The sequence below is a fragment of the Ensifer sp. genome (genome assembly GCF_035999135.1).
In the GTDB taxonomy this organism is placed as follows: domain Bacteria; phylum Pseudomonadota; class Alphaproteobacteria; order Rhizobiales; family Rhizobiaceae; genus Ensifer.
The window spans coordinates 15,760-41,418 of sequence record NZ_DASYGZ010000206.1 but is presented as its reverse complement, the minus strand read 5'-3'; the positions used below and the strand labels follow the sequence as shown (position 1 = coordinate 41,418).

Annotated in this window: 22 protein-coding genes; 15 read left to right on the top strand and 7 right to left on the bottom strand. The window is 62.9% G+C overall.

Annotated elements, in window-relative coordinates; all coding sequences use genetic code 11:
- Window positions 1-20: 20 nt before the first annotated feature.
- The 3 genes from VGO12_RS27385 to VGO12_RS27375 all read right to left on the bottom strand — a co-directional run bounded on the left by VGO12_RS27385 (window position 21) and on the right by VGO12_RS27375 (window position 3,403).
- Complete coding sequence (locus VGO12_RS27385; RefSeq protein WP_327515872.1) at window positions 21-239, bottom strand: DfrB family trimethoprim-resistant dihydrofolate reductase; 219 nt, start codon at window positions 237-239, stop codon at window positions 21-23.
- A 70-nt stretch (window positions 240-309) separates the two neighbouring features.
- Window positions 310-2,364, bottom strand: coding sequence for a bifunctional aldolase/short-chain dehydrogenase (locus VGO12_RS27380; RefSeq protein WP_327515871.1), 2,055 nt, complete (start codon window positions 2,362-2,364; stop codon window positions 310-312).
- Between the two features lie 58 nt (window positions 2,365-2,422).
- Window positions 2,423-3,403: a sugar-binding transcriptional regulator gene (locus VGO12_RS27375; RefSeq protein ID WP_327515870.1), complete on the bottom strand. Its 981-nt coding sequence runs from the start codon at window positions 3,401-3,403 to the stop codon at window positions 2,423-2,425.
- A gap of 381 nt (window positions 3,404-3,784) precedes the next feature.
- Here VGO12_RS27375 and ugpB point away from each other — a divergent pair, with 381 nt between their 5' ends.
- The 4 genes from ugpB (at window position 3,785) to VGO12_RS27355 (ending at window position 7,942) form a co-directional block, all read left to right on the top strand.
- Entirely contained in the window at window positions 3,785-5,089 is a 1,305-nt protein-coding gene (gene ugpB, locus VGO12_RS27370; protein ID WP_327515869.1) for a sn-glycerol-3-phosphate ABC transporter substrate-binding protein UgpB, read from the top strand.
- 66 nt (window positions 5,090-5,155) lie between these two features.
- Window positions 5,156-6,037: a sn-glycerol-3-phosphate ABC transporter permease UgpA gene (gene ugpA, locus VGO12_RS27365; RefSeq protein WP_327515868.1), complete on the top strand. Its 882-nt coding sequence runs from the start codon at window positions 5,156-5,158 to the stop codon at window positions 6,035-6,037.
- A gap of 7 nt (window positions 6,038-6,044) precedes the next feature.
- A complete protein-coding gene (gene ugpE / locus VGO12_RS27360) occupies window positions 6,045-6,893 on the top strand; it encodes a sn-glycerol-3-phosphate ABC transporter permease UgpE (protein WP_327515867.1) in 849 nt (282 codons plus the stop codon).
- Complete coding sequence (locus tag VGO12_RS27355) at window positions 6,893-7,942, top strand: sn-glycerol-3-phosphate import ATP-binding protein UgpC (RefSeq protein ID WP_327515866.1); 1,050 nt, start codon at window positions 6,893-6,895, stop codon at window positions 7,940-7,942. The genes ugpE and VGO12_RS27355 overlap by 1 nt, the downstream gene beginning before the upstream one ends.
- Window positions 7,943-8,025: 83 nt before the next feature.
- Here the strand turns inward: VGO12_RS27355 and VGO12_RS27350 are convergent, their stop codons facing one another.
- The 3 genes from VGO12_RS27350 to VGO12_RS27340 form a co-directional block, all read right to left on the bottom strand.
- On the bottom strand, window positions 8,026-8,535 hold the full coding sequence (locus tag VGO12_RS27350) for an NUDIX hydrolase (protein WP_327515865.1): 510 nt from the start codon (window positions 8,533-8,535) through the stop codon (window positions 8,026-8,028).
- Window positions 8,536-8,705: 170 nt separating this feature from the next.
- Entirely contained in the window at window positions 8,706-10,289 is a 1,584-nt protein-coding gene (locus VGO12_RS27345) for a Na+/H+ antiporter (RefSeq protein WP_327515864.1), read from the bottom strand.
- A 680-nt stretch (window positions 10,290-10,969) separates the two neighbouring features.
- The gene (locus VGO12_RS27340; RefSeq protein WP_327515863.1) at window positions 10,970-12,283 is read right to left on the bottom strand and encodes an MFS transporter; all 1,314 of its coding nucleotides are present in this window, start codon (window positions 12,281-12,283) and stop codon (window positions 10,970-10,972) included.
- A 193-nt stretch (window positions 12,284-12,476) separates the two neighbouring features.
- Here VGO12_RS27340 and VGO12_RS27335 point away from each other — a divergent pair, with 193 nt between their 5' ends.
- The 4 genes from VGO12_RS27335 to VGO12_RS27320 are packed head-to-tail and all read left to right on the top strand — an operon-like array spanning window position 12,477 to window position 15,984.
- The gene (locus tag VGO12_RS27335) at window positions 12,477-13,316 is read left to right on the top strand and encodes an inositol monophosphatase (protein ID WP_327515862.1); all 840 of its coding nucleotides are present in this window, start codon (window positions 12,477-12,479) and stop codon (window positions 13,314-13,316) included.
- A gap of 55 nt (window positions 13,317-13,371) precedes the next feature.
- On the top strand, window positions 13,372-13,992 hold the full coding sequence (locus VGO12_RS27330) for a protein phosphatase (protein WP_327515861.1): 621 nt from the start codon (window positions 13,372-13,374) through the stop codon (window positions 13,990-13,992).
- The gene (locus VGO12_RS27325) at window positions 13,979-15,688 is read left to right on the top strand and encodes a metallophosphoesterase (RefSeq protein ID WP_327515860.1); all 1,710 of its coding nucleotides are present in this window, start codon (window positions 13,979-13,981) and stop codon (window positions 15,686-15,688) included. Before VGO12_RS27330 ends, VGO12_RS27325 begins: the two co-directional genes overlap by 14 nt.
- A gap of 2 nt (window positions 15,689-15,690) precedes the next feature.
- Window positions 15,691-15,984, top strand: a complete 294-nt coding sequence (locus VGO12_RS27320; RefSeq protein ID WP_327515859.1) for a hypothetical protein — start codon at window positions 15,691-15,693, stop codon at window positions 15,982-15,984.
- Between the two features lie 22 nt (window positions 15,985-16,006).
- On the opposite strand, the gene VGO12_RS27315 is transcribed toward VGO12_RS27320, so the two are convergent.
- Complete coding sequence (locus tag VGO12_RS27315) at window positions 16,007-16,996, bottom strand: LacI family DNA-binding transcriptional regulator (RefSeq protein ID WP_327515858.1); 990 nt, start codon at window positions 16,994-16,996, stop codon at window positions 16,007-16,009.
- Between the two features lie 594 nt (window positions 16,997-17,590).
- Here VGO12_RS27315 and VGO12_RS27310 point away from each other — a divergent pair.
- The 7 genes from VGO12_RS27310 to VGO12_RS27280 all read left to right on the top strand — a co-directional run bounded on the left by VGO12_RS27310 (window position 17,591) and on the right by VGO12_RS27280 (window position 25,646).
- Window positions 17,591-19,441: an iron ABC transporter permease gene (locus VGO12_RS27310; protein ID WP_327515857.1), complete on the top strand. Its 1,851-nt coding sequence runs from the start codon at window positions 17,591-17,593 to the stop codon at window positions 19,439-19,441.
- The gene (locus VGO12_RS27305; RefSeq protein WP_327515856.1) at window positions 19,441-20,574 is read left to right on the top strand and encodes an ABC transporter ATP-binding protein; all 1,134 of its coding nucleotides are present in this window, start codon (window positions 19,441-19,443) and stop codon (window positions 20,572-20,574) included. Before VGO12_RS27310 ends, VGO12_RS27305 begins: the two co-directional genes overlap by 1 nt.
- Before the next feature lie 53 nt (window positions 20,575-20,627).
- The gene (locus tag VGO12_RS27300; protein WP_327515855.1) at window positions 20,628-21,764 is read left to right on the top strand and encodes an ABC transporter substrate-binding protein; all 1,137 of its coding nucleotides are present in this window, start codon (window positions 20,628-20,630) and stop codon (window positions 21,762-21,764) included.
- 41 nt (window positions 21,765-21,805) lie between these two features.
- Entirely contained in the window at window positions 21,806-22,933 is a 1,128-nt protein-coding gene (locus VGO12_RS27295) for an ABC transporter substrate-binding protein (RefSeq protein ID WP_327515854.1), read from the top strand.
- 69 nt (window positions 22,934-23,002) lie between these two features.
- A complete protein-coding gene (locus VGO12_RS27290) occupies window positions 23,003-23,896 on the top strand; it encodes an inositol monophosphatase (protein WP_327515853.1) in 894 nt (297 codons plus the stop codon).
- 14 nt (window positions 23,897-23,910) lie between these two features.
- Complete coding sequence (locus VGO12_RS27285; RefSeq protein WP_327515852.1) at window positions 23,911-24,540, top strand: dual specificity protein phosphatase; 630 nt, start codon at window positions 23,911-23,913, stop codon at window positions 24,538-24,540.
- Between the two features lie 269 nt (window positions 24,541-24,809).
- A complete protein-coding gene (locus VGO12_RS27280) occupies window positions 24,810-25,646 on the top strand; it encodes a MurR/RpiR family transcriptional regulator (protein WP_327515851.1) in 837 nt (278 codons plus the stop codon).
- Window positions 25,647-25,659: the final 13 nt, after the last annotated feature.

Here is a 25,659-nt window from a genome sequence, read left to right as displayed (position 1 = left end):
TTTTTTGTCTCGGATCGCCGTCACGCGCTCGCCGCCGCCGGCGGTTCCCATGCCTCAATCGCGGTCTCGGGGTAGATCTGCACCGAACCGGGCTCGAAGTGGCTTTCGATCGCATAGCCGAGACTGGTCAGGTCCGTGCGGTACCAGCCGACGATCCTGCCGCGCCAGGAAGCGCGGCCTTTCTTTGCGGCATAATCACCCATTTTGAACGCGGCATCCAAGGGCCATTGATCGACCATCTCGTCTCCATCCGAACAACTCTAGCGGGAGACGGCATGGTGGCAAAATTTGGTCCCGGACGGAAGCCGGTCAGCGCATCGCCGCCGCAATATTGCCGCCGTCGACCGTGGTGACGTCGGCGGTCGTGCGCTCTGCCAGCGCTTGATGAACGAAGGCGCGGGCGACGTCCTCGGCGGTGACTTCAAGGCCAAGCAGATTGCCGCCCATGTACTCCTTGACCGACAGGCCGCGCGCCGCTGCGCGGTTGGCGATCATCTCGTCATTGAGCAGGCCGGAGCGGATGCGGTCGGCATTGACCGCGTTGACGCGGATATTGTCGGCGCCATGCTCAAGCGCATATTGGCGCGAGAGAAACAGCGTTGCCGCCTTCGGCAGGCCATAGGCGCCGAATTTCGCGCCCGGATTGACCGCCTGCTTGGAGGCGTTGAAGAGCAGCGCGCCGCCGGTCTTCTGCGCCTTCATGATCCTGACCGCGTTCTGCGCCACCGTCTGATGCGCAAAGAAATTGAGCTCGAAGCTCCTGCGCAGCAAGGCATCGTCCATCGTCGCGATCGGACTTTCCCAGGCCGCACCGGCATTGGAGACGACAATGTCGACGCCGCCGAAGGTTTCGACCGTCTTTTCGAAGGCCGCGCGCACGGATGCCGGATCGGTGATGTCTGAGGCGATGCCGATCGAACCGTTGCCGGCCTCCCTGGCGACAGCGGCTGCCTTTTCGCCTTCGAGATCGAGCACCACGGCATGGGCGCCTTCGGCCACGAACGCCTTGACGATCGCCGCACCGATGGCGCCGGCGCCGCCGGTGACAAGCGCAATCTGGCCGGTAAAGGGCTTCGGCCTGGCGCCGGCGAGCTTTGCCTGCTCCAGCGACCAGTATTCGAGATCGAAAAGGTCGGGCCGGCTGACCGGCTCGAACCGGCCGACGGATTCTGCGTCGCGCGCCGCCTCGATCCACATCTCGCCGACGTCGACCGCTATGGTCGCATCCTTGTAGGTCCGTCCGTGGCCGAACATGCCGAGCCCCGGCACCAGCGTCAGCCGCGGCATCGGGTCGAGCATGACGCGCCTGACCTCGTCGCGGGCATCGTTGCTGCGGAAGTATTCGGTGTAGTCGGCAGCAAAGGCGGCGACACGCGCATCGATCACCGCGCGGTAGCCGGCAAGGTCTTCCTTGGCCGGCGCGGGCAACACCATCGGTCCGGTCTTGATGCGGATGGAGAGGTCCGGCGTGGAGACGCCCCTTGCCGCCATGTTTTCCACTTCAGCCGCATTGACGAAGTCAAGAATATCTGGCGTGGCGCGAAACACGGTGACCATGCGATCGAAACGGCCTTCGCCCTTGTCGACCGCAACGGCGCCGCGCAGCATCGGGGCGATGTCGAGCGGGCTCGCGAGTACCGCGGGCAGGGTGGCCGGCGTGTAAGGGGAGCGCCCCTTCGACGTCACGTGTTCCTCGGCCAGCGTGACATAGTGGATCATCCGGTCATAGGCTTCCTTCGCCGTCGCGCCGAAGGTGAAGATCCCGTGTTTGTCGAGGATCAGTCCCTCGACCGTCGGGTCCTGGTCAAAGACCTCGGCCGCCGCCTTGGCGAGTGCGAAACCCGGCATGATGTAGGGCACGAAACCCATTTTCTGCCCGAACAGTTCTTGAGACATCTCCCTGCTTTTCGCCTGATCGGCAATGGCGAGGATGGCGGTCGAATGGGTGTGATCGACGAACTTGTGCGGCAGGAACGCGTGTAGCAGCGCCTCGACAGAAGGGTTCGGGGAGGCCGGGTCGATGAGGTTGGCGCGCAGCAACGTCACCATGTCCTCGTCCGAGAGCTTTTCGAGCCTGCGGCTTTTGAGCAGTGGCGCGATCTTGACGGCCGGCAGCCCCGCCGGTTCGATCGTGCCCATGTCCCAGCCGCTGCCCTTGACGCAGAGCACCCCATGGGTGTCGCCGACAAGATCGGTGATCTCGGTCTTGACCGACGTATTGCCGCCGCCGTGCAGGACCAGACGCGGTTCGCCGCCAAGAAGTCGGGTCGTGTAGGTGCGCAGAGCAAGATCACGACCGATGCCCGATGCCGCATAATCCGCGACCATCTTTTCAGCCGCGTCGTCGCGCCAGAGATTTTCCATGGTGTTCAGCCTCCCGATAAACCGGCCCGGCCGGCATCGGCGGAGCCAAACCCGATGCTCAGGCTCCGCCGGAGCTCCCCTTGCCGAGCCCTTCACGGCTCCAGCGCTCGATCACCCGCCGCGCCATCGATTCCGTGATCACCAGATGCGAAGCGAACCCACCCTTGAGCGCTGCCATCAGCGGCTCGAACTTGCTGTCCTCCTGCACGACCAGCATGCGCTTCTTGATCGCGCGCATGGAATCGAGATCGGCGGAAATGCAGCGGCGATTGTGAGCGCAATCCATCCATTGTCCGTCACGGTCAATCAGCTGGCCGGCGATCACACCGGCCGCACCCTTCTCGCCCATGGCATGCATGTCCTTGGCCGAGAGTGCGCCGCACTTGACGAGATGGCTGTCATCCTCGATGCCGCCGACCGAATAGAGCGCCAGCGCGCAATCGGAGATCGTCGCAAGCTGTTCCTTGATGACGGGCTCGCCACGCAGCTCGTTTGCCAGTTGCTCCGAGGAAAGCACCAGCGGAGCGTAGAAGTTGATGCCTTCCGCATTGAGCCTACGGGCGATTTCCGTGGTGCACTGGTCCGGGCGGTAGGAATAGGGCGCGCCGAGGTTGCCGCACAGCTGAACGACGGTAACGCCGCGCAGATCAGCAAACGGCATGACATCGGCGATATGATAGACCGTGCGGCCCCAGGCGACGCCGATCCGGTCGCCCTTGTTGATCAGTTCGAGGAACACGGACGCGGCGACAACCGGCATTTCGGCCGCCGGATCCATGGCCTGCCGGTCTTCGGGCACGAGCCAGCAGCTCGCAAGCCCGGTCGCATCCTCGAGTTCGCGTGCGAGAACGTCGCTGGAGAAGAGTTCCGTCGACGTCGTGATCGTGACGATCCCCATTTCGCGTGCCTTGCGCAGATACATGGCGATCGACGCGCGGGAAATTTCCAGCCTTTGGGCCACCTCGTCCTGGCGCAAGCCGTGCGCATAATAGAGCCAGGCGGCCTTGTGGATGATCTGGTCGTTGGCACGGATCGGCATCGGTCGTCTTTCGCGAATATCGTTCTGACATAATTCATCAATGCTGACAAAAGTCAACGTGCGCGGCGTTTTCGTTCAGGATGACGGGCTTGAGGGAACCGAACAACGATTCGAGGGTTGGGACGCTATAAAGCGGCTGCTGAATACATAGCCCGGCTCGCGCCCTTGGAGAAAGGAGAATTAGCGCTTCCGTATATTCAATGGAACGCATCTTCTAAATCGCTGGGTTTTCGAATTGCTTGTTCTATTTTCTCTTGCAGGTTCGTTGTCTTTCGTTTTTAATCAACACACTTTCGCCACGAAAGTCAGACGCGCCCGGCAGAGGAGGGCCGACACGTCTGCGGCCAGATATTTTGTCGTCTATCAACGGGAGGAACCGCCATGAGAGCATTCCAGTGGACCCTTGCGGCCACATCCGCACTTTCGATCGCAGTCGCTTCGGACGCGCTTGCAGCCACCGAGCTTTCCTGGTGGCACGCGATGACCGGAGCCAACAACGAGACGGTCGAGCGGCTCGCCAAGGAATTCAACGAAAGCCAGTCGGAGTACAAGATCGTCCCGGTGTTCAAGGGAACCTACGGCGAGACCCTCAATGCCGGCATTGCCGCTTTCCGCTCCAAGCAGGCACCCGCGATCCTTCAGGTGTTCGATGCCGGTAGCGGCGTGATGCTGGGCGCCGAGGGCGCCGTGGTTCCGGTTGTCGACGTGCTCAAGAAGGGTGGTTACGAGTTCAACAAGGATGAGTACCTGCCAGGCATCGTTGCCTATTATTCGAAGCCTGACGGCACGATGCTGTCCTTCCCGTTCAACTCGTCCTCCCCGATCCTCTATTACAACAAGGACGCCTTCTCGAAGGCTGGCCTTGACGCGGAAAAGCCCCCGGCAACCTGGCCCGAGGTCTTTGAGGCCGCCAAGAAGATCAAGGCGAGCGGTGCTGCCAACTGCGGCTTCACCTCCACCTGGCTGACCTGGATCCAGACCGAGAACTTCTCCGCCTGGAACAATGTGCCCTATGGCACCCACGAGAACGGGCTTGCGGGCCTCGACGTGGAACTGAAGATCAATGCGCCGATTTTCATCGAGCATTTCCAGTCGATCGCCGACCTCGCCAAGGATGGAACGTTCCGCTATGGCGGCCGCACATCGGAAGCAAAGCAGCTGTTCATGTCGGGTGAATGCGCCATCCTGACCGAATCCTCCGGTGGTCTTGGCGACATCGTGAAGTCGGGCATCAATTACGGTGTCGGCCAGCTGCCGTACTATGAAGGCCACGGCCCGCAAAACACCATTCCCGGCGGCGCAAGTCTCTGGGTGTTCGCCGGTAAGGAAGACGTTGAGTACAAGGGTGTGGCGGAGTTCTTCCATTTCCTGTCGAAAACGGAAACCCAGGCCAAGCTGCATCAGGTCTCGGGCTACCTGCCTGTGACGATCGCCGCCTACGAGGAAACCAAGAAGTCCGGCTTCTATGACAAGAACCCGGGTCGCGAAACGCCGATCAAGCAGATGATGGGCAAGGCGCCGACGGAAAACTCCAAGGGCGTGCGCCTCGTCAACCTGCCGCAGGTGCGCGACATCCTCAACGAACAGTTCGAGGCCATGCTTGCCGGCCAGAAGGACGCCAAGGCAGCGTTGACCGAAGGCGTCGAAAAGGCCAACGCGGCGATTGCCGCCGCGGTCGGCAACTAATCCCCCAACCCGAGGGCCCGCGCCGCATCTGCGCGCGGGCCCCATCTTTCACGGAAGGGGCACGCCATGCAGTCCGTCGTCTTTCCCAACAGGGTTCTGCCCTATCTGCTGCTCGCGCCGCAGATCGTGCTCACCGTGGTCTTCTTCTTCTGGCCCGCAAGCCAGGCGCTCTACCAGTCGGTGCTGCGCGAGGATCCGTTCGGCCTGAAATCCGGCTTCGTCGGGCTCGCCAATTTCCGCGCCGTGCTTTCCAATCCGGACTACCTGCACTCCCTGCAGGTCACAGTCGTCTTCAGCCTCGCAACCGCGCTGCTGTCGATGGCGGTTGCTCTCCTGCTTGCGACCTCCGTCGACCGGGTCGTGCGCGGCAAGAACCTCTACCGCACGCTCTTGATCTGGCCCTATGCGGTCGCGCCGGCCGTCGCCGGCATGCTGTGGCTGTTCATGTTCAACCCGGCAATGGGCACCTTCGCCTATATCCTGCGCCGCAACGGCATCAGCTGGGATCCGCTTTTGAACGGCGACCAGGCGATGCTGCTGGTGGTCGTTGCCGCGGCCTGGAAACAGATCAGCTACAATTTCCTGTTCTTCGTCGCCGGCCTGCAGGCAATCCCGAAGTCGCTGATCGAGGCGGCCGCGATCGACGGCGCCCGCGGCACCAAGCGGTTCTGGACCATCGTCTTCCCGCTGCTTGCGCCAACGACCTTCTTCCTGCTCGTCGTCAACACCGTCTACGCCTTCTTCGACACCTTCGGCATCATTCATGCGGTCACGGGCGGCGGCCCGGCAAAAGCCACCGAAACCCTCGTCTACAAGGTCTACAACGACGGCTTCGTCAATCTCGACCTCGGCAGTTCGGCCGCCCAATCCGTCATCCTGATGGCGATCGTCGTGGCCCTGACGGCCTTCCAGTTCCGCTTCGTCGAGAAGCGGGTCCACTATTCGTGAGCCGCCGATGATCGAGAACCGCCCCCTATCGACCCTGATCAGCCACCTGCTGCTCGTCATCGGCATCGTCATCGTCGCGCTGCCGATCTACTACACCTTCATCGCCTCGACCCACAGCTCGATCGAGATCGTGCGACCGCCGATGTCGCTGACGGTCGGCGAACATCTTGTCGCAAACTATAGCGAAGCCGTCGGCGGCGGCGTCGAGCGCGTCGTCGGCGTCAGCCTCGAACGGCTGTTGTTCAATTCCACGGTCGTCGCGCTTGCCATCGCCGTCGGCAAGATCGTCATCTCGTTCCTGTCGGCCTTTGCGATCGTCTTCTTTCGCTTCCCGCTGAAGATGGTCTTCTTCTGGATGATCTTCATTACCCTCATGTTGCCGGTCGAGGTACGCATCCTGCCGACCTACAAGGTGATCGTCGATCTCGGCCTGATCGACACCTATGCGGGCCTCACGCTACCGCTGATGGCATCAGCAACGGCGACCTTCCTCTTTCGCCAGTTCTTCCTGACAATCCCCGGCGAACTGGTGGAGGCCGCGCGCATCGACAATGCCGGTCCGTTCCGCTTCATGAGAGATATCCTGTTGCCGCTCTCGGCAACGAACATCGCGGCACTCTTCGTCATTCTCTTCATCTATGGCTGGACCCAGTATCTCTGGCCGCTGCTCGTCACCAACGACGCCAAGATGAACACGATCATCATCGGGCTCAGGCGCATGATCGATTTCACCGACGCCTCGACCCCCTGGAACTACGTCATGGTGACCGCGATCCTCGCGATCATTCCGCCCATCCTCGTCGTCGTGCTGATGCAGCGCTGGTTCGTCAAAGGCCTTGTGGAGACAGAAAAGTAATGGCTGAGATCACCCTCAAAGACATCCGCAAGGCCTATGGCACGGTGGACGCGATCAAGGGCGTCTCGCTCGACATCGCCGACGGCGAGTTCGTCGTCCTGGTCGGGCCGTCCGGCTGCGGCAAGTCCACGCTGTTGCGCATGATTGCCGGGCTCGAGGGCATCACCGGCGGCGACATCGAGATTGGCGGACGGCGCGTCAACGACGTCGAACCGGCCGAGCGCGACATTGCCATGGTCTTCCAGAACTATGCGCTCTATCCGCACATGACGGTGCGCCAGAACCTCGCCTATGGCCTGAAGAACCGCAACACGCCGGCCGACGAAATCGACCGGCGAATCGCAACTGCCGCAAAGACGCTCGAAATCGAGCCCTATCTCGACCGCAAGCCGCGTCAGCTTTCCGGTGGCCAGCGCCAGCGCGTCGCCATGGGCCGGGCGATCGTTCGGCAGCCCGCCGCCTTCCTCTTCGACGAGCCGCTTTCCAATCTCGACGCAAAGCTGCGCGGACAGATGCGCATCGAGATCAAGCGGCTCCAGCGTTCGCTCGGCACGACCAGCGTCTACGTCACCCACGATCAGATGGAGGCGATGACGCTTGCCGATCGTCTGGTCGTCGTCAATGCCGGCCGCATCGAGCAGGTCGGCACGCCGCTCGAGCTTTACGAGCGGCCGGCAACCACCTTCGTCGCCACATTCATCGGCTCGCCGTCGATGAACCTGCTCAAGGGCACGGGCACCACATCAGGGTGGACGCTTGCGGCGGACGTGCCAAAGCCGAGCGGCGAGTATACGCTCGGGGTGCGGCCGGAGGACCTTTTACCGCTTCCCGCCGACGGTGCGTCGCTTGCCTTCCAGGCAACGGTGCGCATCGACGGCATCGAGCTGGTCGGCGCCGAAAGCCTCATCCACGGCAGGCTGGAAAACGGCGCAGACCTGATCTTCCGCGTTTCGGGCCGCGCCCGCCACGAGATCGGCGACGTGGTGAAGGTCGGCGCCAAGGCCGACGCGCTCCACTTCTTCGATGCGAACGGCGAGCGGCGCGGATGAGGACGTTCGGCGGCGCGCGAAACTTCAGTTGGTGATCTGACCATAGTCGGCCCGCTCAAGGGCCGCCTTTCCAATCGCCGATCTCACCGTGGTTTGAAATCGATGAGCAGCGACTTGAGTTCGATTTCGCGCACGCGCCGCGCCGCTTCGTCGGCACTCACCCAGGCGACGATGCGCTCGCCCTTTTCCTTGTACTTTTCCACCTGCTTGGTGACCTCGACCTGGAACACGTCCACGACGCAGGGCACGACGTCGCCGTCATCAAGCATTTTCAGGTAGGTGTAGCTGCCAACCGGCTTCTTTCGAACCTTGCCGCGGACACCGGCCTCCTGCAGCGCCTCGATGGCCGCGGCCTCATGCGGCTCCTTCTGCTTCATCGGCCAACCCTTCGGGATGAGCCATCGGCCGCTGTCGCGCGAGGTGACGACCAGAATTTCGAGCGCAAACCCGTCGGCGGTGCGGCGAAAACACAGCGCCGCGTACTGCTGGCGAAAGGCGCCCGAGAAGAGTTTCTCAGGCGAAGCCGCCAGTTTCTGCAGCAGTGTCCTCGGCTTGGGTGATTTCTGCGCCTTCGATTTCTTGATCGCTTTCAAGCTCCCTCAACCCTCGGCGCGTCCTGGCGATAGCTTCTAGAGCATCACGCCTTCAAGTGAAAATACTTTGGCGCAGGGAAATGCTCCAAAATCAAAATCCGAGCGCATGGCGGCGTCAGCCATCCCGACCGATGAACCGAAAAGGAAACGACGAAGACAGAGATGTTGTTTCACGCCTTGGCGGCAAGGGCGCTCAACTCTTCCAGATCGAGATCCCGCTCAAGCTCGTGCAGCGTCTCGTCATCGATCTCGCCGGCGCGATGCAGCCTTATGAGTTCGCGACGCCCGGTCGCGACCGCGGCGAGGATCAGATCGAAATGCGCGTGAAGAATGGGCACGTAGTGTTCCGTGCGCTCGGCATAGTCGACGATGGAGACCGCGCGTCGCTGATATCTTTCGAGCAATTGCGGGTGGATGAGCTTGCCGGCCTCGTCATAGGCCTGGCTTTTGACCGTCACCAGCTGGACCTGCGCCATGGCGGCCTCGGCCTGGCTCAGGGTCAGGCGCGCCCGTTCCGATTGCGGCTCGACCAGTTGCGCCCATTCGATCACCCGTCCAAGCGTCGTGCCCTGAATGAGCACCGTTGCGACGATGACAGCGAAAGACGTCACCAGAATGAGGTCACGGCCCGGGAAGCCTTCAGGCACGCTCAGCGCAAGGGCCAGCGTCACCACGCCGCGAACCCCGGCCCAGGCAAGCACGGTCGCGCCGCGCGCGCCAACCGGCGTGTAGCGCCTGATGCCGGCCGCATTGCCGAGGCGGATGACGAAGTCCGATCCGAATACCCAGACGAAACGTGCGAGCGTGAGCGCGACGAGGATCACCAGGATCGGCCATGCCAACGAGGCCGCGACGGTCTCGAAGCCGCCGCCGCGCTCGACGACGCCACGCAGTGACAGGCCGATGAGAATGAAAACGGCGGCCTCCATCAGAAAGACGATCACCGTCCAGAACGAGGTGCCGCGCATGCGGGTGGCCGCTGAAAGCACCGTGTGCTGGTGCCAGCTCGCGACAAGGCCCGTGGTCACGGTCGCGATCACACCGGAGACATGCAGGAACTCGCCAAGCAGGTAGGACGTCCACGACAAAAGGGCCGTCGCTGCGATAACAAGGTATTCGTCGCCGAGCCGACGGGCGAGCTGGACCCAGGCCGTTCCGATAACGATGCCGACCAGGGCGCCACCAACGGCCAAGAGGAAGAAGTTGCCGACCGCGCCGGTCACGCTGAAGGCCCCTGTGACACCGGCGGCAATCGCAAAGCGGAACAACACCAGGCCGCTCGCGTCGTTTAAGAGGCTTTCGCCTTCAAGCAGGATCTGCAACCGCCTTGGCAGCCGTACGCGTTGCAGCACCGCGCGCGCCGAAACGGCGTCCGGTGGCGAGACGATGGCCCCGAGCGCTGCGCAGGCCGCCAGCGGAAGCGAGGGAAAAAGCAGGTGCGTCGCCACGGCAACGACGACACAGGTAAACAGCACCGCACCGACCGCAAGCGAAGCAATGCCGATCAGATGACGACGCAGGCGGGCAAGAGCGATCGTCCAGGCGCCGTCCATCAGCAATGGCGGCAGGAAAATCACCAGCACCAGCTCGGGGTTCACTTCGATCGCCGGCAGTCCGGGAACGAAGGCAAGCAGAGCACCGCCGGCCAGGAGCGCCACCGAGGGCGGCAGCCCCAGACGGTGGGCAACGTAGTGGAGCGCGATGATCGCGACGAACATTCCGATCACCAGCTCGAACAGATGTGTCGGTCCCACGAGCTCCAGCCTCCGGTCCACATGACGATCGGCTTTATTACAGAACACGTTGATGCCGAACGCAATCGCGGCGATTGCGGATCGGGGGAGGGTGTCCCACCGTGGCGGGAACGCATGTCACCAGCGGGTTTGGCGTTCGAAGCGCTGCAGAAAAGAAAAAAGGGCCGACGGAAGACCGCGGCCCATAAGGTGTGAAGGTCAAAAACCTCCAGAGGGGAACAGCTGGTGCGGCGGACATGGGAGGAGAGCCGCCATGTGCATCAGCTGTGTGCTTTATGCCTGATTTTTGACCACCTGGAAAACATTTATTGTGCAATGCAGCTATGCAGATATCGAAGGGCACGCGCCCGTTGCGTCGGGGGATACGCCCGCCGGTTCGGTTCTGGCCCAGACTTTTGGGAAATGTGTGGAACGACAATCGGGGCCGGCTGGAAGCGCCGACCCCGATGAGATAGTTGCTACACTATTGCTACACTGCGGCCGGTGAGCTTGGCCACGGGGACCATTCTAGGCCAGCTTTCGCGATCGAAAAGCCGCCGGTCGGTCGCCTGAGGTTATGCCCAGGCCATCCACCGTCAATCCACAGGCCGATATCGGCCCAAGGTGTTGATCGCGTTCCTGTTTCGGCGAACTGTGTCTATCGAGGCGCCATGCCCGGCCAGACCCGCCCGAGGAGGCCGTCACGTCAACGAAGCACGGCGGGTCTCGGCGTCGATCAGCAGGGCGGCCATCGCCGCAATCAGCAGCAGCCCGGCAAACGTTCCGATCGCCAGCGCAAAGCCCTTGGCCACCAGAAGTCCGATCAGCGACGGCGCAAGCAGACCGCCAAGCCTTGCCATGCCGCCGGCCGTCCCCATCCCGGTCGCGCGCGTCTCCGTCGGATAAAGCTCTGGCGTATAGGCATAGAGCGCACCCCAGGTCCCAAGCAGCGCAAAGCTCATGATCAACAGGGCGGCGGCAATGAGCGGTGCGTCGTTCGCCACGACGAACAGCAGGCAGCTGAAGGCGGACAGCAGGCAGAAGCCGACCAGTGTCGGGCGGCGCCCCCACGCTTCGACGCCATAGGCGGCAAGCGCATAGCCCGGGATCTGTGCAAGCGCGATCAGAACGAGGAAGCCGTAGCCACGCACGAAGCCGAAGCCTTCGCCGGCCAGTCGCGGCGGCATCCAGGTGAAAACACCATAATAGGAAACCGAGACCAAGAACCATACGGCGAGAACGAGAAGGCTGCGCCGGCGCAGGGCGCCAGAAAATATGCCGGCCCCCGTTGATGCGGCGGGAAGGGCGATCGTCACCGTCGGCGAAAGTTCCGGCCGACCATTGGCGACGAGCATCCGGTTGACGATGACCTTCGCCTCGGCCGGCTTGCCCGAACGCAACAGGTAGAGTGGCGATTCCGGTACAAGAAAGCGCAAGCCGATGCCGATCGCGGCCGGAACGGCGGTGACGGCGAAAATGTAGCGCCAGGCGTCGGTGAGATCCGTAAGTGAAATGAGCCAAGCGGTCAGGGCGACGACCAGTGTACCCACGGCCCAGAAGCCTTCCAGCATCACCAGCCACCGGCCGCGACTGCGGGCAGGCAGAAACTCGGACATCATGGCGTAGTCGACGGGCAGGGTGCCGCCGACGGCCGCCCCGGTCAGGAAACGCAACAGCAGCAGCACTTCGAAACTGGGCGCGAAGATCGACAGGAAGCCGAACACGGCATCGCAGGCGACGGTGACGATCAACACCTTGCGGCGTCCGATCCGGTCGGCCAGGCGCCCGAAGCCGACAGCGCCAAGAAGCATGCCGAGAAAGAACAACGTCCCGGTCTGCAGCGCCTGCGGGACGCTGAGGCCGAACGTTGCCGCGATCGAAGCCGCGGTGAACCCGACAGCCAGAACCTGCATGGCGTCAGCGGCCCAGACCAGGCCGAAAATGGCCATCAACCTGCGCTGGTAGGGGCCGGTACCTGCGCTGTCGAGCGCGTCCTGCATCGTGGTCGTGGTCATGCGGTCCTCTCAAAGATTTGCCGGGCAGACACTACGACCGCCGGTCTCACTTGAACATTGCAGAAATGCCACAGGCTGGAACGGGCGTGGTGCAGCCGGGTTCCGATACCGGTTCGCGCAGTAGCGGCGCAAAATCAGCTTGCGCGTCGTGCACACGCGTGCAATTGTGCACGCGTGTGCAATGGAGCAGTTGATGGACCACATTAAGCCGCGTTACTCAGATGACCTTCCGGGCCGCGCCTTGCTCTGCCAGGACGTCATTCGCTCCGCCGGAGCCCTCGTACTTGACGGCTTCAGGCAAAGCAAAAAGCGCGGCTTCTCGATGAAGGGCCCCCAGGACTTTCTGACCGAGACCGACGCCGCGTCCGAAGCCCACATACGACGGGCGATTGCCGAACACTTTCCGCAAGACACGTTCCTAGGAGAGGAGGGTGGCGGCACCGTTTCGGATTGCGTGTGGGTGGTGGACCCGGTGGATGGCACCGCGAATTTTGCCCGCGGCATCCCGCATTTCTGTATCTCGATCACCTATGTCGAAGCGGGCAGGGCGGAGATCGGCGCCATTTACAATCCGGCCCAGGACGAACTCTACTTTTGCCGGCGAGGCGCTGGAGCGACGCTCAACGGCAGCCCAATCAAGGTTTCGCCGACGTCAGGCTTCGATGCCGCCTCCGTCGAGATGGGGTGGTCGCGCCGGGTACCGGACGCAGCCTTCCTTGAAACCATGCGGCAGCTGCTCGAAAAGGGCGCCAACGTGCGCCGGGGCGCCTCGGGAGCTCTGGCGCTCGCCTATGTCGCCGACGGACGCTCGGACGCCTATGTGGAACTGCATATGAATGCCTGGGACTGCCTTGCCGGGCTGCTCCTTGTCGCCGAGGCCGGCGGTGTCGTATGCCCGTTCATGGAGATCGGCACGCTTCTGAATGGCGGGCCGGTTCTTGCCGCCACGCCGGCAATCGCGCGTGGTGTGAGCGTCGCCTCGGGCATTCCGATCGAAAGCCGGGAACAGCCGATCGAACTTCAACCGGCCTGACGGCGCGAAAGCAATGCTAAGGTCGACCCATGCGGCAGCCAAAAAGGACCCTGAAATGGATGCACCGGTCTATTCGAGACCCGCAATCAGCCTGATTGCCACCGGCCTCGGGCCACACCATGCCGACCTCTATATCGGCGGCAGCGACGGCGCACGCGATCTCGACATGCTGAAGCGTCATGGCATCACCATCGTGGTCAACTGCGCGATCAACCTCGACATCAATCTCGTGCGCGAGGAAGCGGTCGCGGTCAATGACGACCTGTGCGCCAGCGGCTATGCCGACATCCGCTACTACAAGCTCGGCATGATCGATGGCGACGGCAGTCCCGACACGATGATGCTCGGCGCCTATTACATTCTCGAGGGCGCGCTCAGGCAGACAATGCCCAAGCGCGCCACCTATCCCTTCAGCGACGGCGGCAACATTCTGGTCAATTGCCGTGGCGGACGCAGCCGGTCGGTTTCGCTCGTTGCTCTCTTGCTGCTGAAGCAGCAACCGAATCTGTTTCCGACGCTCGACGCCGCGGTCGCCCATATTCGAAAGCACCGAGAGTTGCGGCCGGACGAATGGTTCGAGACACCGAAACCGATGCTTTACGAGGCCGCCCGACGGGCGTCCGACTGGATCGACCTTGTGGAAAAATCGCGCGCAAGGGCCAATGCAGATGCCTGATTTGCCGCAGATCGCCGTCATTGCCGATGCGCATTTCCACGACCTGAAAGGCGACTTCGGGTTTCCGGCCATCGAGATCGATGGCGAAAGACTGGCGGTCAGAAGCTGGGCCGACACGCGCGAATCCACCCGCGTCTTCAACGAAAGCGCCAGAGCGCTCGACGAGGCACTGGCGGAGGTGGTGCACCGCGGCATCCGCCACGTCGTATTGCTCGGGGACTATACCGACGACGGACAGCGACTGACGACCGAGCGCGTCCGCGCCGTGCTCGACCAACACGAGCGCCGGCACGGCACGCGCTTCTACGCACTCCCCGGCAACCACGACATCTTCGGGCCGCAGGGCCGGCATCAGACCAAACAGTTTCTCGACCGCAACGGCGCCAGGATTTTGGTGACCAGCGACGCGGGCAAGGCCAGTTCCGGAGCCCATGTGACGTCCCGCATGTATTGCGAGGGGTACCCGACGGGGCTCACCGCAATGGCCGCCTTCGGATATTTCCGCAGATCCGGCGACTATCATTGGGAGACACCTTTCGGCATCTCCGACAGGGTCGAGGACCGCCTTTATTCCATCGCATCGCCCGATGGCCTCAACCGCTACACCTTGATGGACGCGTCCTATCTCATCGAACCGGAACCCGGCCTCTGGCTCATGATGATCGACGCCAACGTCTTCGAGCCGCGCGACGGCACCTTCGAGACAGGCGAGGAGGCGGCGTTCATCGACAGCACGGCTGCCGGCTGGAACGCGCTTGTTCGACTGAAGCCGTTCATCATTGACTGGATCGCCGACGTTTCGGCCCGTGCAAAGAACCTCGGCAAGCAGCTTCTTGCCTTCTCGCACTACCCGGTCCTTGATCCCTTCGATGGTGCGACAAGCGCCGAGGGCGTGCTTTTCGGAGAGACCAACATTGCCCGCAGAACCCCCGGCGCGGCGGTGGCGCAAGCGCTGATGGGCGCGGGCATGACCACCCATTTCAGCGGTCATCTGCATGTGGAGGGCGTCACCGGCCTGAAGCGGGGGGGCCGTTCTCTTACCAACATCGCCGTGCCCTCGCTGGTTGCCTTTCCCCCGGCGTTAAAGGTCATCGCGCCGATCGCTTCGGGTCTTGCGGTCGAAACGGTCGAGCTGTCGTCCACCACCGTCGACCCGCGGGTGCTTGCCGCCTACAGCCGCGAAATGGCCGAGCTTTGCGAGCAGCCGGATCCGGCCTTCGAGGCCCATGACTACGGAACATTCCTGAAGGCGCACAAGCGCGCGCTGGTCGAACACCGGTATTTCCCGAAGGAATGGCCGAAAGCCGTGGTCGATCAGACATCGGGGCTCTCGGTCAAGGCGTGCTGTGATCGCATCTACGGGGCCGGCGCACTGGACAACGCGCTCGCAACGCTCCCACCGGGTGGCGACAGGGACGGGCTGGCTGAGATCGGCATGCTCGAACTGATCGCCGACTGGTATTGCCTCAGGCAGGCGGGCGTGCTTGCACTCGATCGTATCCCCGAGCCGCGCCGCCTTTTCTATCGCGCCATCGCCAAGCGCTTCGGCAGGCCCGCCGAAATGGGTTGGGACGGCTCGATCCCGGGCTTTCTGGCCGTGTTCTTCGGCGCTTTCGATGCCTTCCTCGATCGTGCCGAAGCCGGCGGCCGGCACATCCGCGTCGAAGTGACATCCGGCGAGGAGGAGGCAGCCTGACCATGGAACTTGGTGCTTCTTCCGTGCAAAGCACGGCAACCCCGCCCAGAACCTTCACCGAGCTCAGGGATACCTGGCGCATCGGCGCCCGCCGCTTGAAGGGCGGCCGCCTGAAGGTGGCGAAGTTCGTGCTCGCCCATCCCTATGACGTGGCCTTTGCCAGCGCCCGCGAGGTTGCCGGCCGCAGCGGTGTCTCGACGACGACGGTGATGCGGCTTGTCAACGATCTCGGCTTTGCGAGCTACGGCTGTTTTCAGGAGCTTTTCCGGGCGGAACTGCTGCGCGGCCGGCAGTAGGCGCATCGGGAAGGGCGACGCTTCACCGCCGGGCGGTCTTGCGCTCGACCATCGCCACCGGAACCACCTGCAGCCGGGTTTCCATCTCGTCGGATTCAAGCGCTGCGAGCACGTGGTCGGTCAGGGCGCTGAGAGACTGCGCTACCGTGGTAAGTTCATAGCTCTTCCAGCCCGCCTGCGGGATATCGTCGAAACCGACGACGGAAAGATCGGCCGGGATGCTCCGATGCATCTCGGTGCGCGCGGCATCGAGAAAGCCGAGTGCGAGAAGATCGGTCACGCAGAAGGCCCCGTCGATCGCCTCGTCGACGAGCAGCTCGCAACCCGCCTGATAGCCGGTCTCATAGCTCGTCGGGCCGCCCGCCCAGGACACCACCTCGACACCGGCCGTCGCCATCTTCTGCTTGAACGCGGTGGTGCGGCGAACCTGTGCCGGCGTATGGCTGCCGCTCGAAACCACCGCCACCTTCTTGCAGCGCGCCTCGATCAGCCGCAGCGCCGCAAGATCGGCACCGCGGCTGTCATCGCTCAGCACCATGCTGGTGTCGGTGCGGTCGAGCTTCTGGTTGATCAGGATCAGCCTGACGCCATTGGCGATGCACTGGTCGACGATCGATTCCGGTGGCTCGCCCGAAAGCACGACGATTGCCTGCGCCCGAAACTCGAACAGGAGCTCGATCAGCGGCGCGATATCCTTGCGCGCATCGGCGGCATTCAGCAGCAGACATTGCAGCCCGCGGCGCAGCAGGCCGATGCTGAGCAGATCCAGTTGCTTGGCGTGGAAGGGCGAACTGAGATTGGCGCCGACGACGCCGATGAGGTTCGATCGATCGTTGTTGAGGCCCTGCGCCAGACGGTTGACCCGGTAGCCGAGTTCGCGCGCGGCCTTCAGCACCTTGCGCCGCACAGCCTGGGACACACTGGCGCCGGGCGTAAAGGTTCTCGATACGGCCGAACGCGACACGCCTGCGCGTTTTGCAACCTCTTCGGCCGTCACGAAGCCTCTTGCCATGCCTCTCCCCTGCAGAATCAGACGGTTTCCATCAGGGCCACAAAAGCCCGACCATTCCAATGAAAAAATATACGCGCGCGCCCAGAGGGGGCCGCTCGTCCGCCCCGGTCGATGACCGGAAACTCGAGGCTCCCGCCCGCGAAAGACTGAGCCATGGGAGCTTCGGAATGCGCGCTCGAACGGACATTGATCACGTGTTCGCAAAACAATGTAGCCTCCCGATAAAAATATCAACTAAAACATACGATTAGATCATTGCGCACGTGTGCATTTTTTTGTTGACAAGGCCACCGCTCCATTGGATCATGCATTCCATGGACGGACGGAAATTGGAATTTTTGTTCCGTCCATGTTCGTGACGATGGCGGACCGGTTGAGGAGCCGGCGCCGCCATCAGGCAGGCCGCGCGCCTGCCTTGCGAACGGGGAGGAGAACGCTGGTGAGGCGCGGTCGCTACGCGCTCCGCACGGCTTGCTGTTTGTATCAGCGCCAAGTCATGGCGCCTGTTTCGTGTTTCCCCGTTGGCATTGCTTAAGAGTTCCGTCCGGCGTCAGCCGCGGCACATCGCGCATGTTGGGTTCCAAGGGGAAGAGCATGGCCTTAGTGACAGAAACAGCCAAGGAATCCGTCGTGCCGCTCGAGCCGGCTGCGCCGACGGCATGGCAGCGCTGGCGCTACCGTGCGAAGGTCGCCTCCCGGGAACCGACGACGCTGATCGGCGTCCTGACGGCGCTGTTGTTTACCTATCTCATCGTCGTGCCGATCATTTCGATCGTGCTTGACGCCGTGCAGGTGCAGTTCGGACACGAGCGTCGGCTCGGCAAGGATTTCGGCGACCTGACACTCTACTATCTGGACCGAGCCTTCCTTTCGCCGGTCTCGGTCGACCTCTTCTGGCGACCACTGTTCAACACGCTGACGGTCGCGCTCGGCGCGATCAGCCTGTCACTTGTGATCGGCACGGTGCTCGCCTGGCTGATCAGCCGCACCGACATGTTTGGTCGACGCTGGTTCGCGACCGCGCTGATCGTGCCCTACATGCTGCCGGCCTGGACCTTCGCGCTCGCCTGGACGACGCTGTTCAAGAACCGCACCGTCGGAGGCCAGCCGGGCTGGTTCGAGGCCATGGGGCTGACGCCGCCGGACTGGGTCGCCTATGGACGCTTCCCGATCATTATCATCCTGGCGTTGCACTATACCCCGTTCGTGATCCTGCTGTTCGGCTCGGCACTTCGCCGCTTCGACAGCCAGCTCGAAGACTCGGCCCGCATCCTGGGTGCCAAACGGTATCAGGTGGCGGTGCAGATCATCCTGCCGCTGATGCGCCCGGCACTCTTGTCCTCGATGGTGCTGATCTTCGCCAAGTGCCTCGGCGAATTCGGCGTGCCCTATGTGCTCGGCCTGCCGGTCAAGTTCGAGGTGCTGTCCACCTCGCTCTTCCGCAGCATCGCGTCGCGCCAGACCGGCGTTGCCGGCGTCGTCGCGGCCTCGATCATGTTGATCGGCATCATCACCCTGATGATCGACGCAAGGCTTGTCCGAGAAGCTCGGCGCTTCGTGACGGTCGGCTCCAAGGGCTCGATGAACCGCCAGAGCCGGCTTGGGAAATATCGCCTTCCGGCCACCGGTTTCGCAGCGCTGATCTTCCTGTTGAGTGTCGGCCTTCCGCTGCTGACCCTGTCCCTGTCCACCGTGATGAAGCTTCCGGCCCAGTTCACGCTCGACAACTTCACGCTCGAATACTGGATCGGCCGCGATCTTCATACCGTCGCGCTGCAGACCGGGGTGCTTCTGAGCCCTGATCTCTGGGCGGCGGCCAAGAACACCCTCATGATCGTCGGCCTTGCGTCCGTGACGTCAGGCATTCTCGGGCTGCTCGTCGGTTACGTCGTCATTCGCACTCCGGTGAAGGCGCTGTCTGTGTATCTGCGCCAGGTCACCTTCCTGCCCTATCTGGTGCCCGGTATCGCCTTTGCCGCCGCCTATCTGTCGCTCTTTGCCGTGCCGCGCGGGCCGATGCCGGCGCTCTATGGCACCGTCACGATCCTGGTGCTGGCGCTGATCGCCGACCAGATGCCCTATGCCTCGCGCGCCGGCATCTCGGCGATGACCCAACTCGGCAAGGATCCCGAGGAGGCCGCCCAGATCGCCGGCGCCGGCTGGTTCCGGCGGATGATCTCGATCGTCATCCCGATCCAGAAGGGATCGCTCGTCACCGGTGTGCTCCTGCCCTTCATCTCCGGCATCAAGGGCTTGAGCCTGTTCGTCATCCTCGCCGTGCCAAGCACGGACGTGCTGACCACCTATTCGCTGCGGCTCGTCGACTACCACTACACGCAAGCGGCAAACGCCGTCGTGCTGATCATCGCGGCGATCGCCTATCTCGGTACCCTGGCAGCCCAGAAGCTGACCAAGACCAACCTCGCAGAAGGACTCGGAAGCTGATGCCCACCATCAATCTCAGCGGCGCGCAGAAGAACTACGGCGTCAACTCGGCCAACGCAGTCTCCAATCTCGACCTCGAAATCCGCGATGGCGAGTTCATGTGTCTTCTGGGTCCGTCCGGTTGCGGCAAGACGACGACGCTCAGGATGATCGCCGGCCTCGAAAATCTCTCGGACGGCGAGATCCGCATCGGCGAGCGGGTGGTCGACTCGGTCCGGGCAGGGGTGTTCATTCCGCCGGAAAAGCGCGAGATGGGGCTGGTCTTCCAGAGCTACGCGCTCTGGCCGCATCTGACGATCGAGCGCAACACCGACTTCGGACTGCGGCTGCGCAAGCTGCCGAAGGAGGAGCGCGAGCGCCGGGTCGAGAAGGTGATGCAGGCGCTCGACATCGCCAAGTACCGCGACCGCTATCCGTCGCAGCTCTCGGGCGGCCAGCAGCAACGCGTGGCGCTTGCCCGCATGCTGGCCGTCAATCCGGGCGTGCTTCTGCTCGACGAACCGCTCTCCAACCTCGACGCCCGGCTGCGCCTCGAAATGCGCGCCGAACTCAAGCGCATCCACAAGGAGTTCAAGACGACCATCGTCTTCGTCACCCACGACCAGTGGGAGGCAATGACGCTGGCAACGACAATCGCCGTCATGAACGAGGGCACGCTGCAGCAGATGGGCACGCCCAACGACATCTACGACCGCCCGGCCAACCGCTTTGTTGCGGAATTCGTCGGCAGCCCACCGATCAACATCCTGACCTTCGGCTCCTCGGCAGCCTCGCAACTGTCGAGCGCCGCCGAAGCCTATCTCGGCGCGCGCCATCCATCACTGCGCGGCATCGGCTCGATCGGCCTTCGACCGGAGGCGATCGGCTATTCGGTCAAACGCGAGGACGTGCCGGCAGGCAGTTTCGCCGGCGAGATGACGGTGACGGGCGTGCTGCCGACCGGCGGCAGCTGGATCCTTGAACTCAGGAACGACAGCGACACGCTGTTCCTGACCACCAACACTTTGCCGCGCGTCGAGACGGGAACGAAGGTTTCCTTCTTTGCGCCGCCCGAGGCGCTGCACGTCTTCGACAAGGATGGCCAGCGCATCACCGAGGCGGACGCGCTTCTGCGCAAGAATACGCTGAACTGAGGCGGCACGCGCCGAACAACAAACCGAAACATAATCTGAGGGAGGAACAGACGATGCATTTTCGGACGAAAGACAGGACAAAGGGTGCGCTTAGGCGCGCACTGCTGGCAACCACTATTGTCGCCTTTGCCGGGCCGGCGCTGGCGCAAGAGCCGTTCGACCTCAACGCGCTGATCGAGGCAGCGCGCAAGGAACCGCCGATCACGGTCTATGACAGCACCGGCAAGATCGTCGAAATGGCGAAGGCATTCGCCGAGAAATATGGCGTCGGCGCCGAGGGCTCCAAGGTCAAGGCGACCGCCCAGCTTGAAATGATCATCCGCGAAGCCCGCGCCAACAACATCCAGGGCGACGTCTCGATCATCAGCGACGCGCCGGCCGCGATGGCCCAGCTCATTCCACAGGGCTTTGCCGAAAGCTGGCTGCCGCCGGACCTCGCAGCCAACATTGCGCCGGAGTATCAGAACCCGCTGACGGTCGTCACCAGCGCCAATGTCTGGGCCTATAACACCGAGCTTTTCGACAAGTGCCCGGTCACCAACATCTGGCAGCTGACGGGTCCCGAGTGGAAGGGCAAGGTCGCCATGCAGGACCCGCTCGGCAAGCCCAGCTATGTCGACTGGTTCAACCAGATGGCCAAACACGGCGACGACAAGGTGGCGGCCGCCTACAAGGAGCTTTACGGCAAGGAGCTCGAGGCCGATGACGGCAGTGCAACGGCCGCCTGGGTCAAGGCGCTCGCCGCCAACGCGCCGCTGTTGACCGATGCCGATGCGGCGGCGGCCGATGCGGTTGGTGCACCCGGCCAATCGCAGCCGTTCATGGGGCTGATGAGCTCGGCAAAATTCCGCGACAACGCTGACAAGGGCATGAAACTCGGGCTTTGCAAGGACCTGAAGCCGTGGCTCGGCTGGATGTACCCGGGCGTCGGTCTGATCACCAAGGGCACCAACAGTCCCAACGCCTCAAAGCTCTTCATCCACTACGTCATGACCGCCGAAGGCATCGCGCCGCAGGCCGAGGACGGGAAGATGTCGACCAACAAGGATGTCGCGCTGCCGGCCGACGAGCCGTCGGGCATCGGCACGGTTCTCGACCAGGTCATGCCCTACCAGATGGCAACCAGCCTCGAAGACTGGGACGCGCGCGAAACCTGGCAGGACCTCTGGCGTCTCAGCTACCAGAAGTAAGTGCAGTAACGTCTGAAACGGTCTCCTTGGGAGGGGAAACCATGAAGAAAGCAAAGAACAAATACCTGGCATTCGGGGCGGCATTGGCCGCCCTGACGACGGCCGTCGCGGTCGAGGCAAACGCAGAGGAGGCGTTCAATCTCGATGCGCTGGTGGAGGCCGCCGAAAAGGAAAAACCGATCAACGTCTATGACAGCACCGGCAAGATCGTCGAGATGGCCGAGGCTTTCACCGCGAAGTACGGCGTGAAGGCGACAGGCGTCAAAGTCTCGGCCAACAGTCAGCTGGAAATGATCATTCGCGAAGCGCAGGCCGGTAACGTCCAGGGCGACGTCGCCCTGATCACCGACGCGCCGGCGGCACTGGCACAGCTTCTGCCGCAGGGCTTTGTCGAAAGCTATCTGCCCGGCGACATGAAGGAAAAGATCCCGGCCGCCTTCCAGAACCCGCTGGCGATTTCGACCAACGCCAATGTCTGGGCCTACAACACCGAAGTCTACGACAAGTGCCCGGTCAGCAACATCTGGGAGCTGACCGACGCCAAGTGGAAAGGCAAGATCGCGCTCGTCGATCCCCTGACCAAGAGCACCTACACCGACTGGTTCAACCAGCTGGAAAAGCACGCCGACAACGCGGTGAAGGAGGCCTACAAGGTCCACTTCGGCAAGGATCTCGAAACCGCCGAGAAGAGTGCCGCAGCCGCCTGGATCAAGGCGCTCGCGCAGAACGGCCCACTTGTGACCGACGGCGACGATCCCGTTGCCGAAGCCGTCGGCGCGAGCGGACAGAAAGAGCCCTTCTTCGGGCTCCTGAGTTCGGCCAAGTTCCGCGACAACGAAGGCAAGGGCTACAAACTCGGGCTCTGCACCGAGCTTCAGCCCTGGGTCGGCTGGACCTACACCAAGCTTGGCCTGATCGCCTCCAAGTCGGCAAGCCCGAATGCGGCGAGGCTGTTCATTCACTACGTGCTGACCGAAGAGGGCATCGCGCCGCAGATGAAGGACGGCAAGCTGCCGACCAACATCGACATCAAGATGCCGGAAGACGAGCCATCGGGGATCATGGAAGTGGCGGACCGCCTGTTCCCCTATGACGCTGCGACCGGCCTCGACGACTTCGACCGGCGCGAGGAATGGCAGGACTTCTGGCGTGTGAATTACACGAAATAGCAATCTCGGCCGGCGCGACGTGACGAGGACAAGCGCGCCGGTCGTCGCTCCGCATGAATGGAAAAGAGCATGATCAACGCCAACCCGGCGGCAAGCCCTCAGGCCTCGGATGACGAGGACCGCTTGAGCCGCTCGCGCCATCTGATGCGCATAGCCGAAGGTGCAGCCCGCGCCGCGGGCGCCCCACTGCTTGCAGCCTTTCGCTCCGACATGACGGTCGACTACAAGCGTGACCTGCATGATATCGTGACGATCCACGACAGGAACGCCGAGATCCTGATCCGCGACTTCATCTTCGATCACGAACCGAATTCGGCCATGCTCGGGGAGGAAGGCGGGCAGGTCGGCAGCGGCGAGATCCAGTGGTATGTCGATCCGATCGACGGTACCGCCAACTTCGCGCGCGGCCTTGCCTTCTGGTGCATCTCGATCGCCGCCGTCGAGAAGGGAGCCGTCGTCGCAGGCGTGATCTACGATCCTGTCGCCAATCTCCTGTTTTCAAGCGATGCCACGCGCGCCTATTTGAACGGCGAGGTCATCGTCTCGAAGTCGGTGAGCGAGGAAAGCCGGGCGACACTGATCACCGGCTATCCCGTTTCGCGCGACTTTCGCCTTGATGGCCGTGTTGTCGCCCTCAGCCGCTATGGGGACCTGGTCGAAACCTTTTCGACCGTGCGCCGGCCCGGCAGTGCGGCACTCAGCATCGCGCATCTGGCGGCGGGCTTCGCCGATGCCGCCGCCGGTTTCGGGGTCAATGCCTGGGATGTGGCCGCAGCGACCCTGATCCTGAAGAATGCCGGCGGTCGCTACGAGCCGCTCACGCTTGGCAAGGTACCATCAGGCTCCGCCGATTACCTCTGCCCCGGTTATCTCGCCTATGGCGCCGGCGCGGACTATCCGACCTTGAACCGCGTCGCCGAGGCCATTTCCGATGGCCGGATCGCCGAGGTTCCGAAACCATGAGGCATGAGAACAGCATGGACGACATTTCGAATGACATGACCGCTGGCAAGGCGAGCCGAGAGCTTGCCAGGTTGAGCCTCGTCTATGCCAAGCATCCGGCCTACGACGTCGACATCTTCATCGCCGGCAAGGAAGGGGCAAGCGATCTTGAGCTGCTGCGCGCGAGTGGCATCACCACCGTCGTCAACTGCGCCGTCAACCTGGACTTCAACTTCGTCGCAGAGCCCAAGCTTGTTTCGGATCATCGCAACAGCGTCCATGGCCCCGGCGAGATCCGCTACTACAAGGTCGGGCTCATCGACGGCGACGGTAACCCGGATACGCAGATGCTGGCCGCGCACTACATCCTGAAGGCAGCACTGGAGCAGGTCCTGCCGGACAAACCCTCCTATCCGCGGCGCGAGCGCGGCGGCATTCTCGTCAACTGCCGCGGCGGACGCTCTCGCTCGGTTGTTGTCGTCTCGCTGTTCCTGCACCTGACGCTGCCCAGCGAGTTTCCGACACTGGACGCGGCGATCGCCTTCGTCCGCGGCAAGCGCGGCCTGCCGGAGGACGAATGGTACAAGGCGCCGAAGCCCGTTCTTGCAGCCGCGGCTCAACGTGCCGCGACATGGGCCCGCGCGATAGAGACCGGTGAAACCTGACCCGCCCGGGGCTGCCCGGTCGGAAGCGGTTTGCGGTTCCTTGCAAAGAATTTTTGCTCCACCTCCAAAGATTGCAATAGCAACCAGGATAGACACGCTTCGATATTGAAAATCGGCTGTCGCGTCCTCCGTCAAACAGCGTAGCGCAGATGCCATGCACCCGCGAAACGCGCCTTGCAGGCCTTTGCAAAGATTCTTGCACCAACATCATTGACGGCAGCAAAACTTGCAGAGACCATATGTCCGGCAAATGAACTTGCAGGGACGTCATGACAATCCTCGATCGCATAAAGGCACATTCCAGACGGTTGACGGAGGCCGATCAGAAACTGATCGCCACCATGCTCGAGAACCGCGCCGAAGCGGCGTTCCTGTCGGGTCCGCAACTGTCACAGCGGGCGACCGTCCACGAGGCGACCGCCACAAGGCTCGCGCAAAAGCTCGGTTACAAGGGGTTTCCGGACCTGCGCGCGCAGCTGCAGCGCGAGGTTCTCGACGATCAGGATGCCGCCAACCGCATGCGTCGCTCGGTTTCGAAAGTCGAGCATGGCGATTATTTGACCGACCTCATCGCAGCCGAAATCGCAGCGCTGGAAACGCTGGCGCGAGCGGTCGAGCAGGCGGAGATCGACAGGGCCGCCGATCTGATCTTTGCCGCCCGTAGGGTGTACATCTTCGGTCAGGGCCATGCGCAATCGGTGGCCGGTTTCCTGCAACGCCGCCTCGATCGCTTCGGCATGACCACGATCCAGTTGACGGGACGCGGCCGCGACATTGCCGAGCGCCTGGTCGGCATGGAGGCCGGTGACCTGGTGGTCGCGCTGGCATTTCGCAAGCAGCCGCAAAGCTACGGCCCCCTGGTACGGCACGCAGCCCAAGTCGGCGCGCGGTCGATCCTCGTTTCCGATCTCGCCGGGCCGCTGATGGAGCCCACAGCCGACCTCATGCTCGCGGCGCCACGCGGACGCTCGGGAAGCGAATTCCAGACACCGACGATCCCCTTTGCGATCGTCAATGCCGTCGTGCTCACGATTGCCGGCCGCCACCAGGGACAGGTGATCGGCAGGCTGGAGAAACTGTCGGAGCTGTTCAACGACTTCGACTGAGGGAAATTGATAA